Below are 13,267 nucleotides of genomic sequence, written 5' to 3' on the forward strand. Positions count from 1 at the left end.
CGATTTGCCGCACTGCCTGCCGGCCGCTCCGCGCGTTCCACCCGGCCCACGTGACGGTGCGCCGATGATCGGCCCGATCCTGCTCGCGCTGGCGCCGGTCGCGCTGTTGGTCGCGTTCGGCCACGGCCTGCGCCGCACGGGCTTCATCGCCGAAGCGTTCTGGCCGCAGGCCGAGCGGCTCTGCTACTACGTGCTGCTGCCCGCGCTGTTCGCGGACGGCCTCGCGAACGCGCGACTGCAATCGCTGCCCGTTTTACCGCTCGCGGCAGCGCTGGTCGGTTCGACCGCACTCGCCGCGGCGCTTCTTCTGCTGGTCCGCCGGTTCGTCCGGGTCGACGGCGCCGGCTTCACGTCGGTGTTCCAGGGCGCCGTGCGCTTCAACAACTATGTCGGCACCGCGCTGGCGGCCGGGCTGTTCGGCGCGCAAGGCATCGCGCTCGCCGCCGTGTGCGTCGCGGCGATCGTCCCGACCGTCAACCTGATGTGCGTGCTGGTCTTCGCGCGCTACGGCGACACGCGGCTCGGCGCGGCGGCGCTTGCGCGTCAGATCCTGTCGAATCCGCTCGTCGTCGCATGCGTGCTCGGGATCGCGATGCAGGCCGGCGGCGTCGCGTTCCCGGCCGCCGTCGAGCCGGCCGTGCGCGCGCTCGGCGCCGCATCGATGCCGCTCGGCCTGCTGTGCGTGGGCGCCGCGCTGAAATTCGATGCGGCCCGCGCGTGGCTGCAGCCGGTCTGCGTTGCGTCGGCATTCAAGTTCCTGGCGATGCCGCTCATCACGCTCGCGGCCGGCCGCCTGTTCGGGCTCGGCGATGCGGCACTGACCGTCGCGCTGCTGTTCCAGGCGCTGCCGACCTCGTCGGCGTCGTACATCATGGCGCGCCAGCTCGGCGGTGACGCGCCGCTGATGGCCGGCATCACCGCGTTCCAGACGATCGCGGCAGCGCTCGCGATGCCGGTCGTGCTGACGGCGCTCGCGTCGGCCCCCGCGTTTCGCTGACGGCGCCGCACCGACACCGGCCACCTATCCCCTGAATCAGCCTGCAGGCCAGCCAGCGCGCGGATCGGCATCGTCAGCCGCGCGCGGTTGCGCACGCGTTGCCGCAGGCGCTTTTCGAGAAAAACCGTCACATGAACGCTCCCGCCCCACCCGCCGGCATCGTCGCCACCCGGCCGAACGCAGCCATCTACGTGAAGCTCACGCTCGTCGCGCTGTTCTGGGGCGGCACATTCATCGCGGGCCGAATCCTGGCTGCCACGATGTCCGCGACCTCGGCGGCCACCGGCCGCTTCGCGATCGCCGCGCTGCTGCTGGTCGTGCTGACGTGGAAGATCGAAGGCGGGCTGCCGAAGCTGAGCGGCCGCCAGATCGTGACGACCTTCGGACTCGGCGCGACCGGCATCTTCCTGTACAACGTGTGCTTTTTCGCGGCGCTCGCGCGGATGCCGGCCGGTCGCACCGCGCTGTTCGTCGCGCTGAATCCGGTCGCCACCGCCGTGCTGCTGTCGGTCGTCGTGCGCGAACGCCTGTCGCTGTCGCGCTGGGCCGGCATCGCCGTTGCGCTGTTCGGCGCGCTGATCGTGATCAGCCGCGGCGAATTGCTGCGCGTGCTGACCGATCTCGGCAACACGTTCGGCGCCGGCGAGCGCTACATGCTGTGCGCGGTATTGAGCTGGGCCGCCTATACCGTGATCGGCCGGCGCGCGCTCGACGGGCTGTCGCCGCTGGCAGCCACGACGTATGCGGCGCTGTGGGGTCTTGGATTGCTGCTCGTCGCGCACCTGTCCGGCTCGCACACGAGCAGCGGCATGCCGCCGACGTGGCAGGCCGTCGCGTCGATGATTTACCTCGGCGCCATCGGCACGGTGGTCGCGTTCGTCTGGTATTCGCAAGGGATTCGCGAACTCGGGCCGGCCCGCGCCGCCGTGTTCACCAATCTGGTGCCGGTGTTCGGCGTGCTGCTGTCGGTCGCGCTGCTCGGCGAACCGCTGTCGCCATCGATGCTGGCCGGCGGCGCACTCGTGATCGCGGGCGTCGCGCTGACCAATCGCGCGCGGCGCTGACGCGTTGATCTGCGCGCCGGCCGGGCTCGGGGACAGATGCCGAATCCGGAATCGCGACGGCGTTCGCCGCGCCGTTGCGCGACACCTGCACCCGGCCGATACGCACCCCGTTCTACTCGCAGCCCTGCCAAAAACCGCCTATCGTGAAGGTAGCGCCCCGTTTGCCGCCATCCGACCCTGCGTCGCTCGCGCCGGCGGCGACGGCACCGCGTTCCGGCACCATTCATCGCGATCCTGGCGCACGCTCGCCCGTGCGCGCGACCGCGGCCGCCCACCGGACTACCAGGAGGCACACATGAAAGCCGTGTTGTTCGTCAGTTCCGCCCTGCTTGTCATTGCGTCTGCTTCAGCCTCGGCCCAAGGCTCGATCACCAAAGTCGAAAACGGCGCGCTCGTCGCCGCGAACGGAATGACCGTCTACGTATTCGACAAGGACAAGGCCAACGCCGGCACCAGCGCCTGCTCGGGCCAGTGCGAATCGTTCTGGCCGCCGTACAAGGCCAGCGCGACCGACGTTCCGGCCGGGCCCTACACGATCGTCAAGCGCGACGACGGCAGCCCGCAATGGGCGTACAAGGGCAAGCCGCTGTACTTCTTCTCGAAGGACATGAAACAGGGCGACCGTAACGGCGACAACTTCAAGGACATGTGGCACGTGGCCACGCCGTAAGCGTTCTTCCGCCGACTTCCGCACAATCGGCGCGAACGTAAAAAAGCCCGCCCGGATCGTCGATCGGGGCGAGCCTTTGCGCCTTTACGTCAGCCGTGTTGCAGCCGAAATGCGCGTCAGCGGTTCGACGGGAAGCTGAACACCGTCCCTTCGCGCACGCCGGCCGACGGCCAGCGCTGCGTGATCGTCTTGCGCTTCGTGTAGAAGCGCACGGCGTCCGGGCCGTACGCGTGCAGGTCGCCGAACAGCGAACGCTTCCAGCCGCCGAACGAGTGGTACGCGACCGGCACCGGCAGCGGCACGTTGATGCCGACCATGCCGATCTGGATGTTGTCGCTGAAGTAGCGCGCGGCCTCGCCGTCGCGCGTGAACAGGCACGTGCCGTTGCCGTATTCGTGCGCGTCGATCAGCGCCATCGCCTCGTCGAGCGACTTCAACCGGATCACGCCGAGCACGGGCCCGAAGATCTCGTGCTGGTAGATCGGCATGCCGGGCTTCACGTTGTCGAACAGGCACGGGCCGAGGTAATAACCGCCGTCGTGTCCGTCGACCTTCACGCCGCGGCCGTCGACGACGAGCGCCGCACCCGCCGCCACACCCGCCTCGACGAAACCCGTCACCTTCTCGAAATGCTGCTGCGTGACGAGCGGGCCCATGTCGACGCCCGCGCCGTTGCCGGGGCCGACCTTCATCTTCTCGATCTCGGCCTTCAGGCCCGCGACGACCTTGTCGCCCGTTTCGTCGCCGATCGCGACGACCAGCGGAATCGCCATGCAGCGCTCGCCGCACGAGCCGTATGCGGCGCCCATCAGCGCGTTCACCGCGTTGCCGATGTCGGCGTCCGGCATCACGACCGCGAAGTTCTTCGCGCCGCCGAGCGCCTGCACGCGCTTGCCGTGCGCGCAGCCGGTCGAGTAGATGTATTCGGCGATCGGCGTCGAGCCGACGAAGCTCACGGCCTTCACGCGCGAATCGGTCAGGATCGTGTCGACCGCTTCCTTGTCGCCGTTCACGACGTTCAGCACGCCCGGCGGCAGGCCGGCCTCGACCGCGAGCTCGGCCATGCGCAGCGTCGACGACGGCGTGCGCTCGGACGGCTTCAGCACGAACGTGTTGCCGCACGCGACGGCCATCGGCCACATCCACAGCGGCACCATCACCGGGAAGTTGAACGGCGTGATGCCGGCGACGACGCCGAGCGCCTGGAACTCGCTCCACGAATCGATCGCGGGGCCGACGTTCTTGCTGTGCTCGCCCTTCAGCAGTTCGGGCACGTAGGTCGCATATTCGACGTTCTCGATCCCGCGCTGCAGTTCGCCCATCGCATCGGCGAGCACCTTGCCGTGCTCGGCCGTGATCAGCGCACACAGCTCGTCGGCGTGCTCCTCGAGCAGCGTCTTGAAGCGGCTCATCACGCGTGCGCGCTTCAGCGGCGGCGTGTTGCGCCACGCCGGGAACGCGGCCTGCGCGGACGCGATCGCGGCTTCGACGGTCAGCTTGTCGGCGAGCGCGACGCTCTTGTCCGATTCGCCGGTGGCCGGGTCGAACACCGGCTGGACGCGGCTGCCGCCGTCGACGCGCTTGCCGTCGATCAGGTGGCCGAGGGTGGAAGTCACATTGCTGTCGTGTCTCATCGTTCAGGCTCTTTCGTGAATTCGGTTGTCGCTTGGGGCGAGACGCGGCTCAGTCCACTTCGTTCAGTGCGTCGGACAGCGCGTTGATCAGGTTGTCGATCTCGCGCTTCTCGGCGATGAACGGCGGCGCGAGCTGGATCGTGTCGCCGCCGTAGCGCACGTAGAAGCCCTTCGCCCAGCAGCGCATCGCGATCTCGTACGGGCGCCGTGCCGGTTCGCCCGGCAGCGCCGCGATCGTCAGGCCGGCCGCGAGGCCGTAGTTGCGGATGTCCGTGATGTGACGCTGGCCTTTCAGGCCATGCACGGCCGCCTCGAAATGCGGCGCGAGATCGCGCACGCGGCCCACCGCGTCTTCCTTCACCAGCAGGTCGAGCGCCGCGACGCCGGCCGCGCATGCCACCGGATGCGCCGAATACGTGTAGCCGTGCGGGAACTCGAGCATGTACTCGGGGCCGCCTGCCGCCATGAACGTGTCGTAGATTTCCTTGGTCGCGATCACGCCGCCGAGCGGCTGCACGCCGTTCGTCACCTGCTTCGCGAAGTTCATGATGTCCGGCGTCACGCCGAACGCGTCGGCGCCCGTCATCGCGCCGGCACGACCGAAGCCCGTGATGACTTCATCGAAGATCAGCAGGATGTCGTGCGCGGTACAGATGTCGCGCAGGCGCTTCAGATAACCCTTCGGCGGCACGACCACGCCGGCCGAGCCGGAGAACGGCTCGACGATCACGGCCGCGATGTTCGATGCGTCGTGCAGCGCGATCAGCTCGAGCAGGCGGTCGGCCAGCTCGGCGCCGTGCTCGGGCATCCCGCGCGAGAACTTGTTCTCGGCGAGTTGCGTGTGCGGCAGGAAATCGGCGTCGAGGCCCTGGCCGAACAGCTTGCGGTTCGGCCCGATCCCGCCGACCGAGATGCCGCCGAAGTTCACGCCGTGGTAGCCCTTCTCGCGGCCGATCAGGCGCGTCTTCGTGCCCTTGCCCTTCGCGCGCCAGTAGGCGCGGGCCAGCTTCAGCGACGTGTCGGCCGCTTCCGAGCCCGAACCCGTGAAGAACACGTAGTCGAGGCCCGCCGGCGTCAGGTCCTTAATCTTGTTCGCCAGCTCGAACGACTTCGGATGGCCGAACTGGAACGCCGGCGCGTAGTCGAGCTGCGCGACCTGGCGGCTCACCGCTTCGACGATTTCCGTGCGGCCGTGACCGAGGCCCGTGCACCACAGGCCCGACAGGCCGTCGAAGATCTTGCGGCCTTCGCCATCCGTGTAATACGCGCCCTGGCCCGACACGATCATGCGCGGGTCGGCCTTGAACTGGCGGTTGGCCGTGAACGGCATCCAGTGCGCGTCGAGCCATGCGGCGTCGGTGCGGATGGTCGTGTCGTCCTGCTGCGCGGCGGTGGTGATGTCGGTCATGTCGGTCGGCGCGGCGCGCCCCTCCTTCTTGTGATGATGTTGCGCATTGTCGGGAGGCCAATTAGTCTCTTCAATATCGCAATATCAATGTTCACTTGCGCAACTATGCAATCAAAGCAACCGAAGAGCCGCGCGCTGCTCGGGCAGCTCAGCGACATGGATCTCCGCCTGCTGCGGGTCTTCAAGGGCGTCGTGCAGTGCGGCGGGATGGCGGCGGCCGAACTGGAACTGAATATCGGCATCTCGACGATCAGCCGGCACGTGAAGGATCTGGAAACGCGCCTCGGCCTCGTGCTGTGCCGGCGCGGCCGCGCGGGCTTCACGCTGACGCCCGAGGGGCAGACGGTGTACGAGGAGACGTTGCGACTGCTCGCGTCGATGGAGGCATTTCGCAGCAGGATCGACGGCATTCACGACCGGATGGGCGGAGAACTACACATCGCGGTGTTCGACAAGACGGCCACCAACGCGAACGCGCGCCTCGGCGACGCGATCCGCCAGTTCGCCGACGAGGCGCCGGACGTCGCGCTGAACCTGCACGTCGCGTCGATCAACGAGGTCGAGCGCGGGATCATCGACGGCAGCTATCAGGTCGGGATCATTCCCGCGCACCGCAATTCGGGCAGCCTCGTGTATTCGGAACTGTTCGACGAACGGATGCTGCTGTACTGCGGCCGCCAGCATCCGCTCTACGATGCGCCGCACGGCAAGCTCACGTGGACGACGATTCGCAACCACGCGTTCGCGGGGCTCGGCTTCCATTCGCCGAACATGGAACTGAGCCATCGCGCGAAGCTCACGCGCAGTGCGACCGCGTCGGACCAGGAGTCGATCGCGACGTTGATCCTGTCCGGTCGTTATCTCGGCTTCCTGCCCGACCATTACGCGGAAAGTTTCGAAACCAAGGGGCTGATGCAGCCGATCGCGCCGCACCGGTTCAATTACCGGTGCCGGTTCGTGAGCCTGCTGCGGCGCTCGCCGCGGCCGTCGCGAGCCGCGCTGCTGTTCCAGTCGTGCCTGGAAGCCGCGCATGCGGCGGCCCGGCCGGCGGCGTAGGCGGCGCACGCGGGGAATCCGGTTCCCGGCGGCGAGCCTTTTGGCATCTCACAAGCGGAACAATCGGCAGGACGATCGGCCGGCCCTGCGTACGCGCGCCGACCTCGAATATGAAACGGGCTGGGCCGGGTGCGCCCTAGCCCTGTTACATCACACGCGTTCGCCCTGATCGGCCGCGCCGCCTGCGCGCAGCCTGGCCCGGCTGCGCTTCACGAAATGCGTCGCGACGAGCGCGGCCGCAAAGCCAGACGCCGCGCCGACGCCGAGCGCCCAGCGCGGGCCGAGATGGTTCGCGACCCAGCCCGCCACCGGCGCGCCGATCGGCGTGCCGCCGAGCGCGACCGCGAGGCGCAGCGCCATCACGCGGCCGCGCATCGCCGGCTCGGTGGATAGCTGCATCAGGCTGTTGGTCGAGTTCATGAAGGTGATCGCGGCGATCCCGGTCAGCACGAGCGCGGCGGCAAACAGCCAGTAGCTCGGCGCCAGCGCGGCGAGCGTGCAGCCCAGCCCGAACAGCGCCGCGCCGAACCACAGATGCCGGAACCGTGGCTGTTCGCGGCGGGCCGCGAGCAGCGCGCCCGTCACCGTGCCGACCGCCATCATCGACGACAGGACGCCGAAGCCGCGCGCATCGACGTGGAACACGCTGGCCGCCATCGTCGAAATGAACAGCTGGAAGTTGAGCCCGAACGTGCCGATCAGGAACAGCATCACGAGGATCGCCTTCAGGTCGTCGCGCCGCCACACATAACGGAACCCGTCGAGCAGCCCGCTGCGCGAGCGGCCCGCCCGCACATTCGCGCGCAGTTCGTCCTCCCGGAGCAGCGACAGCGACGCCAGCACCGCGAAGAAGCTGAGCCCGTTGGCGAGGAACGCCCAGCCGGTGCCGATCGACGCGATCAGGAACCCGGCCGCCGCCGGGCCGATCATCCGCGCCGCGTTGAACGACGTCGAATTGAGCGCGACCGCGTTCGCCAGCTCGCGGTCGCCGACCAGTTCCGCGACGAAGGTCTGCCGCACGGGCGCGTCGAACGCCGCTGCGCAGCCGAACAGGAACGCGAAGATGTACACATGCTCGAGCCGTACGACACCGGTGACCGTCAGCGCGCCGAGCACCAGCGCCAGCACGCCCATCAGCCCCTGCGTCACCATCAGCAGCTTGCGCTGGTCGAAGCGGTCGGCTGCATAACCGGTCCACGGCAACAGCAGGAGCTGCGGCCCGAACTGCAGCGCCATCACCGTGCCGACCGCCGATGCGTCGTGATGCGTGAGCTGCGTGAGCACGAGCCAGTCCTGCGCGGTGCGCTGGATCCACGTGCCGATGTTCGATACCAGCGCGCCGATCGCCCACACGCGGTAATTGAAACTCCGAAGCGAACGGAACACGCCTGCCGCCGGCACGCTCATGGCCGCTCCCGTTCCGGATCGTTGCCGCCGTGCAGCGCGCCGAAGTGCCGTGCGACGAACAGGCCGAGCGCGAGGACGCCGGCGCCGAGCGCGGCCGCGTCGGCCGTCGCGTTCAGGTCGAACTCGCCGACCCGGCGGACCAGCGCATAGCCGATCACGAGATTGACCATGCCCCACACGACATTGACGGTGGACGACGACAGCCCACGGCCGGGCGGATTCGCGAACGGCGTCTGGAACGGCTCGCCGCGCAGCCCGCTGACGAGATGCGGCACGGCGTTCGCGAGAAACGCGCCGCCGAAGAAGTACGACACGAGATGGAGCAGGTTCATGTTCTGGCTTTCCTCCCGCCGGGCGGGTCGATGGGGTTACGGGCGGGCCGATTCCTGGAATTCCGCGAGCCGCTGCAGCAGCTTCACCGCCGACGCGAGTTCGGCCTGTTCCCGCGCCGACAACTGCGCGTGCAGCGCGCGGAACAGCCAGTCGTCCTTGGCCGCGCGGTTGGCCTGCAGCACCTTGCGGAAACCGGGCGTGAGCGCGATCAGCGTCTGCCGGCCGTCGGTCGGATCGGGCGCGCCGCTGACGGCACCCATCGTTTCCAGCGCCGCCACCGTCACGCGCATCGACTGCGGGCGCACGCTTTCGGCGCGGGCAAGCGCCGACACGGTCGCGGGACCGTCGCGGTCGAGCCGCAGCAACACCGATCTCTGGGAAGACGTGAGGTCGTTCGGGCGGGTCTGCTCCCGCATCCGCCGTATCAGCTTGCCGACCGAGATGCGGAGTTCGCCGGCGAGACCGGCCAGGGGGAGCGTTTCGGGGGACGAGGATGGCGTGTTCATGACGCGATGATAGTCCATATACAGAAAAACTGTACAGTTTGACTGTATATATCGATGCTCAGCCGACGCGTGTTCGCAGCGGCCCGAGATTCGGAGACGAACGCGAAACGTCGCGTTCAGCCGAGCGATCCGGCTCTGCGATAATGCGGGCTCCCCATTTCCGCACTACCGCCCGCCATGACGCAGCCTTCCGCCCCGCTCGCCACCGACCTGCCGCCGATCTCGTGCCTGCCCGGCGACGCGCTGCCGTGGCTGCCGATGAGCGCCGACCTGCCGGGGCTGGCGATCAAGTACCTGCATATCAACGCGGCCGAGGACACGCTGACCGCGCTACTGAAGATGCCGGCCGGCGGTACGCTGCCGCGCCACCGTCATGACGGCGAGGTGTTCGTCCATACGCTGCAGGGCGCGTGGCGCTACCGCGAATACGACTGGGTCGCGCATGCCGGCTCGACGGTGCTCGAACCGGCCGGCTCGGTGCATACGCCGGAAACGCTCGGCGCGCCGGGCGACGACGTGATCACGCTGAATGTGATGCGCGGCGATCTCGTGCTGCTCGACGACGACGGCCGCGAAACCGCACGCGAGAATTGCCGTGTCGCGCTGCTGCGCCAGCGCAAGCATGCGCGCATGGCACCGGACGACGCCGTGGCGTTCGTGACGCGCTGACGTCAGGCGGGATCGAATTTGGCGATCGGGCATGCACGCCCGGCGTCGAAATACCGGGGCCGCGCCGCATCGCCGAACGGGGCTAGTCAGCGGACCGCCGGATCAACTGGCGCAGCGACAGCGCGTGCAGCAGGATCGAGGTCGGCACCACGAACGCCGGGGTCAACACATCCGGATAAACGCCGGCACCGATGCTCGGCACATTCGGAACGATCAGCTGGAACCGTCCGGGCGACGTGATCATGCCCAACGTGATCGCGATGGCAAAATCCGCGAGACCGAAGAGGTTCCACATGATCGCCGCCTTCCGGCCCTCGGCCGTGCCGGTCGCGACGGCGATGGCCGCCGGCACGGCGAACACGCCGGTCAGCACGTCGCCGATTCCGGCCGGCAACGCAAACACGCCCGGCATCCCGCCATGCAGCCACGCGGCGAGCGCCCAACCGCCGAATACGCGGTAAAGCTGAAGCGCGACGAGCCATGTCGCCGGCATCGCATCGAGCACCTGCCCGACCCGCCGCGACAACAGCAACAGTGGCGCACCGATCAGCACCGGCAGAACGATCGCCAACGGCAGCAAAGGCGGCGCATCCGGCGAGCCCGCGCGGAAAGTGCCATCGATGGCGGCGCTCCACGCGACAGCGAACCAAAGCGTGTACGGAATCATGACCGCAAGCCAGGTCGTGCTGCGTTGGCCCGGCGTCAGGCCGGTGCGTTCGAGGCCGAGCCATAACCCGATCGCGACGACCGCATGGACCGTCAGTTGGTGAGCTGTGGCCGGAACGCCGCTCGCCGGGATGGCCGGCTGCCAGTAGATCAGGCCGAGCCACACGACCGTCAGCGGCACGATCCAGAGCAGGCCGCGCCAGGCGGCACGCGACGGAACGATACCGGCAGGAAAAGGAGCGGTTGTCATCAGCGGGCCTCCATTCGGCTCGGGGTATTCGTGGCGTCGGCCTCGAACACCGCGGTGAGAATGCCGACCCGGCCTTCGACCAGATTGCGTCCCAGGTTCGCGAACAGTTGCGCGAAGTCCGGCCCCAGCACGATGCCGAGATTCGGCGACGGCGGCGGCCCGGACGCGCGTCGTTGGGCGATCCACGCTTTGGCGGCCTCCGTGTCGTCTTGCCAGGTTAGCGTGCGGAAACCGGCTGCCTCGATGGCCTCGCGTGTTGCATCGGCCGTCATCAGGAAGCTCGTGGCCGGGGTTCGCGCCCACGGAACGGGATAGTGCAGTTCGCTGCCGTTGGCGACGACGTCGTACGTCGCGAATTTGCCTTCGGGCTTCAGCACGCGCCGGATCTCGCGGTAAAGCCGTGCGCGATCGGCGATGTTCATCGCCACATGCTGCAGCAACACGACATCGAAACGGCCGTCGTCGAACGGAAGGTCCAGCGCGCTGGCGGTACGGAACGACACCTGCCCGCTCTGCCCGGTGCGCTGCGCGAGATAGCGTGCAGCATCCACGAACGGCTCGCTGAGGTCGATGCCCGTCACCCGGCAGCCACGGGTTGCAGCCAGCACGCGAGCCGGCCCGCCGATGCCCGACCCGACGTCCAGCACCGCGGTGTCCGCAGTGATCCCGACCAGTTCGGCAAGCTCGTCGGTGGCAGCCAGCCCGCGCGTGTGAAACTGGTCGAGGGCATCCAGTTGCCGCGGTGTGAACAGTTGATCCTCCGGTCCAAGCTCCGTGAGTGCGGCTTTCAGCCGCTCGGTCAGGCCGGTCGCGCGATAGTGCTCGCGCACGCCATCCAGTGCATCGTTCATGGTGAGTTCCTCCATGGTTTCGAGCAGATCGTTTCGGGCTTGCGTACCGAGATCGGCGCGATGCCTCGTCTGCATGTGCAGGTGTACCATGGCCGCTGGCGAGCGACTATTCATCACAATGTTGATGGGCCATGAAGCAGAACTTCACAGTCAGGCAAGGCGCGCTCGACGGCGTGGAAGCGTTCCTCAGCGTTGCCCGGCATCGCAGTTTTCGCCGCGCGGCCGCTGAACTCGGCGTGACGCCGTCGGCCGTCAGTCAGGCCGTGCGTGTGCTTGAAGAACGCATTGGCGCCGCACTCTTCATCCGCACCACGCGCAGCGTCGGCCTGACGGAAGCCGGCGAACGGTTTCTGTCGCGTGCCAAGCCGGCGTTCGAAGAGCTCGTCGCCGCTGGCGAGATCGCACGCGATCTCGGCCAGCGGCCCACCGGACTGTTGAGACTTTCGGTGCCGCGCGCGGTGGTGCCGATCCTGCTGGAACCGCTGATTGCCTCCTTCTGCCGCGCGTATCCCGAGATCGAAGTCGAGATTGCCGCGAACGAAGCGCTGGTCGATCTCGCGGCGGAAGGATTCGACGCCGGCATCCGCCTGGGTCAGTTCGTCGACGCCGACATGATCGCGGTGCCGTTGACGCCGCCGTTCCGTCTCGCCATCGTCGGCAGTCCGACTTACTTCACAGGCCGCAGCCGTCCCGAACGCGTGGACGATCTGCGCGAACATGCGTGCTTGCGATGGCGGAGATCCAGCGGTGCGATCGCGCCGTGGTCATTCAACGACGACAACGATCGCGAGATCGAGGTCGCCGTATCGGGTCCGTTCATCGCACATGATTTTCCTACCCTGCTGGGTGCGGCAATCGAAGGTCTGGGCCTGGCGCAGCTACCTGAGCCGATGGTCTCGGAAGCGCTGAAAGCGGGAACCCTGGTGCACGTGCTGGAGCCGTTTGCGCCGGTGAGGCCGGGCGTGTTTCTCTACTATCCAGGCCGCCGGCAGATCATGCCGAAGCTGCGCGCGTTCATCGATCATGTGAAGAACCACCCGCCAGGTGCTGGCAAGGTCGTGGCGCATCTTGCACCGGGGCGCGCAGGACCGAGGAAAAACGGATGATGGTTTCTTTCGCATGGCCGATTAGCGAATCGGATGGTCGATCTGATCGGGCAACAGGATCGCGACATCGAATGCGTCCCGCGCGTCGATCCGTCGCTTCAGCGTGGCCGCGTTGTCGAACGTGGTTGCGAGACAATGTCCGGTCTGCCGCTCGAACTTGGGCGAGATTTCCTCAAGCGCCAAAGCCAGAGTGCGCGTCATGATCGATTTCCTGGTCGATGCGTTCGGTGGAGCGCCTCCGTGGGACCGGGATAACGGAAATTGGGCAGGTGCCACAGCAGCGATGAGTTGAAGACGCATCCCAAACATGCGTCCGCCATGTTCGGGCATTCAGGCTCGGGGGGCGCGTGATCGTTCTGCGCTCTGGCGCGCAGACATCAGGATGGCCGTCCCGGCCAGCCTTTGACCACGATCGGCGATTGTCTGGAAATCCCAGCATCTCCGGACACAGAATTCGCGCGAAAGCCCGTCGCCTCGGCGCAGGCGACATTTGAATGTTGATGCGATGGAACCCGCCGACATCCGCGACTGGCTGAACCCGGACCGACGGTGAAGGTCGCGCCGCATTGTTGGAGTCAACAGACGTCGACGGCAGATGCCGACCCGAAGCGGTCGTCCGCCGATGGGGAGAAAAAGCGATAGCGAATGAG

The 13,267-nt window shown here is 67.6% G+C and carries 14 protein-coding genes; 6 read left to right on the plus strand and 8 right to left on the minus strand.

Features of this window, described 5'->3' with window-relative positions; translation table 11 throughout:
- Nucleotides 1–64 precede the first annotated feature (64 nt).
- The 3 genes from H3H55_RS24810 to H3H55_RS24820 all read left to right on the plus strand — a co-directional run bounded on the left by H3H55_RS24810 (nt 65) and on the right by H3H55_RS24820 (nt 2,731).
- The gene (locus H3H55_RS24810; protein WP_193100607.1) at nt 65–997 is read left to right on the plus strand and encodes an AEC family transporter; all 933 of its coding nucleotides are present in this window, start codon (nt 65–67) and stop codon (nt 995–997) included.
- Nucleotides 998–1,128: 131 nt separating this feature from the next.
- Complete coding sequence (locus H3H55_RS24815; protein ID WP_193100608.1) at nt 1,129–2,061, plus strand: DMT family transporter; 933 nt, start codon at nt 1,129–1,131, stop codon at nt 2,059–2,061.
- 295 nt (nt 2,062–2,356) lie between these two features.
- A complete protein-coding gene (locus tag H3H55_RS24820) occupies nt 2,357–2,731 on the plus strand; it encodes a hypothetical protein (RefSeq protein ID WP_129514815.1) in 375 nt (124 codons plus the stop codon).
- 116 nt (nt 2,732–2,847) lie between these two features.
- Here the strand turns inward: H3H55_RS24820 and H3H55_RS24825 are convergent, their stop codons facing one another.
- Both H3H55_RS24825 and H3H55_RS24830 read right to left on the minus strand, forming a co-directional pair.
- Nucleotides 2,848–4,365 (minus strand): CoA-acylating methylmalonate-semialdehyde dehydrogenase, encoded by a 1,518-nt coding sequence (locus H3H55_RS24825; protein ID WP_193100609.1) that lies wholly within the window; start codon nt 4,363–4,365, stop codon nt 2,848–2,850.
- 49 nt (nt 4,366–4,414) lie between these two features.
- Nucleotides 4,415–5,773 carry an aspartate aminotransferase family protein gene (locus tag H3H55_RS24830; protein WP_193100610.1) on the minus strand — a complete coding sequence of 453 codons (1,359 nt, stop codon included), beginning with the start codon at nt 5,771–5,773 and terminating at the stop codon, nt 4,415–4,417.
- 105 nt (nt 5,774–5,878) lie between these two features.
- On the opposite strand from H3H55_RS24830, the gene H3H55_RS24835 reads away from it, so the two are divergent.
- Entirely contained in the window at nt 5,879–6,829 is a 951-nt protein-coding gene (locus tag H3H55_RS24835) for a LysR family transcriptional regulator (protein WP_048251992.1), read from the plus strand.
- A gap of 150 nt (nt 6,830–6,979) precedes the next feature.
- Here the strand turns inward: H3H55_RS24835 and H3H55_RS24840 are convergent, their stop codons facing one another.
- From H3H55_RS24840 to H3H55_RS24850, 3 genes are read right to left on the minus strand one after another with little or no spacing between them, the layout of a single operon-like run.
- Nucleotides 6,980–8,236: an MFS transporter gene (locus H3H55_RS24840; protein WP_193100611.1), complete on the minus strand. Its 1,257-nt coding sequence runs from the start codon at nt 8,234–8,236 to the stop codon at nt 6,980–6,982.
- Entirely contained in the window at nt 8,233–8,568 is a 336-nt protein-coding gene (locus H3H55_RS24845) for a hypothetical protein (protein WP_193100612.1), read from the minus strand. The genes H3H55_RS24840 and H3H55_RS24845 overlap by 4 nt, the downstream gene beginning before the upstream one ends.
- 36 nt (nt 8,569–8,604) lie before the next feature.
- A complete protein-coding gene (locus H3H55_RS24850) occupies nt 8,605–9,093 on the minus strand; it encodes a MarR family winged helix-turn-helix transcriptional regulator (protein WP_412024624.1) in 489 nt (162 codons plus the stop codon).
- A gap of 159 nt (nt 9,094–9,252) precedes the next feature.
- On the opposite strand from H3H55_RS24850, the gene H3H55_RS24855 reads away from it, so the two are divergent.
- Nucleotides 9,253–9,744 carry a 2,4'-dihydroxyacetophenone dioxygenase family protein gene (locus H3H55_RS24855; RefSeq protein WP_193100614.1) on the plus strand — a complete coding sequence of 164 codons (492 nt, stop codon included), beginning with the start codon at nt 9,253–9,255 and terminating at the stop codon, nt 9,742–9,744.
- Nucleotides 9,745–9,826: 82 nt separating this feature from the next.
- Here the strand turns inward: H3H55_RS24855 and H3H55_RS24860 are convergent, their stop codons facing one another.
- Both H3H55_RS24860 and H3H55_RS24865 read right to left on the minus strand, forming a co-directional pair.
- Complete coding sequence (locus H3H55_RS24860) at nt 9,827–10,591, minus strand: MFS transporter (RefSeq protein ID WP_319022327.1); 765 nt, start codon at nt 10,589–10,591, stop codon at nt 9,827–9,829.
- A 68-nt stretch (nt 10,592–10,659) separates the two neighbouring features.
- Complete coding sequence (locus H3H55_RS24865) at nt 10,660–11,511, minus strand: class I SAM-dependent methyltransferase (RefSeq protein WP_193100616.1); 852 nt, start codon at nt 11,509–11,511, stop codon at nt 10,660–10,662.
- Nucleotides 11,512–11,642: 131 nt separating this feature from the next.
- On the opposite strand from H3H55_RS24865, the gene H3H55_RS24870 reads away from it, so the two are divergent.
- A complete protein-coding gene (locus H3H55_RS24870) occupies nt 11,643–12,617 on the plus strand; it encodes a LysR family transcriptional regulator (RefSeq protein WP_193100617.1) in 975 nt (324 codons plus the stop codon).
- 21 nt (nt 12,618–12,638) lie between these two features.
- Here the strand turns inward: H3H55_RS24870 and H3H55_RS24875 are convergent, their stop codons facing one another.
- Nucleotides 12,639–12,818, minus strand: a complete 180-nt coding sequence (locus tag H3H55_RS24875) for a hypothetical protein (RefSeq protein ID WP_193100618.1) — start codon at nt 12,816–12,818, stop codon at nt 12,639–12,641.
- Nucleotides 12,819–13,267 lie beyond the last annotated feature (449 nt).

This window comes from Burkholderia sp. Z1 (assembly GCF_014893795.1).
GTDB lineage: Bacteria > Pseudomonadota > Gammaproteobacteria > Burkholderiales > Burkholderiaceae > Burkholderia > Burkholderia theae.

Coding starts and splice junctions, on each gene's coding strand:
- H3H55_RS24810 (WP_193100607.1), top strand. CDS start 65: ATGATCGGCCCGATCCTGCTCGCGCTGGCGCCGGTCGCGCTGTTGGTC.
- H3H55_RS24815 (WP_193100608.1), top strand. CDS start 1,129: ATGAACGCTCCCGCCCCACCCGCCGGCATCGTCGCCACCCGGCCGAAC.
- H3H55_RS24820 (WP_129514815.1), top strand. CDS start 2,357: ATGAAAGCCGTGTTGTTCGTCAGTTCCGCCCTGCTTGTCATTGCGTCT.
- H3H55_RS24825 (WP_193100609.1), bottom strand. CDS start 4,365: ATGAGACACGACAGCAATGTGACTTCCACCCTCGGCCACCTGATCGAC.
- H3H55_RS24830 (WP_193100610.1), bottom strand. CDS start 5,773: ATGACCGACATCACCACCGCCGCGCAGCAGGACGACACGACCATCCGC.
- H3H55_RS24835 (WP_048251992.1), top strand. CDS start 5,879: ATGCAATCAAAGCAACCGAAGAGCCGCGCGCTGCTCGGGCAGCTCAGC.
- H3H55_RS24840 (WP_193100611.1), bottom strand. CDS start 8,236: ATGAGCGTGCCGGCGGCAGGCGTGTTCCGTTCGCTTCGGAGTTTCAAT.
- H3H55_RS24845 (WP_193100612.1), bottom strand. CDS start 8,568: ATGAACCTGCTCCATCTCGTGTCGTACTTCTTCGGCGGCGCGTTTCTC.
- H3H55_RS24850 (WP_412024624.1), bottom strand. CDS start 9,093: ATGGACTATCATCGCGTCATGAACACGCCATCCTCGTCCCCCGAAACG.
- H3H55_RS24855 (WP_193100614.1), top strand. CDS start 9,253: ATGACGCAGCCTTCCGCCCCGCTCGCCACCGACCTGCCGCCGATCTCG.
- H3H55_RS24865 (WP_193100616.1), bottom strand. CDS start 11,511: ATGAACGATGCACTGGATGGCGTGCGCGAGCACTATCGCGCGACCGGC.
- H3H55_RS24870 (WP_193100617.1), top strand. CDS start 11,643: ATGAAGCAGAACTTCACAGTCAGGCAAGGCGCGCTCGACGGCGTGGAA.
- H3H55_RS24875 (WP_193100618.1), bottom strand. CDS start 12,818: ATGACGCGCACTCTGGCTTTGGCGCTTGAGGAAATCTCGCCCAAGTTC.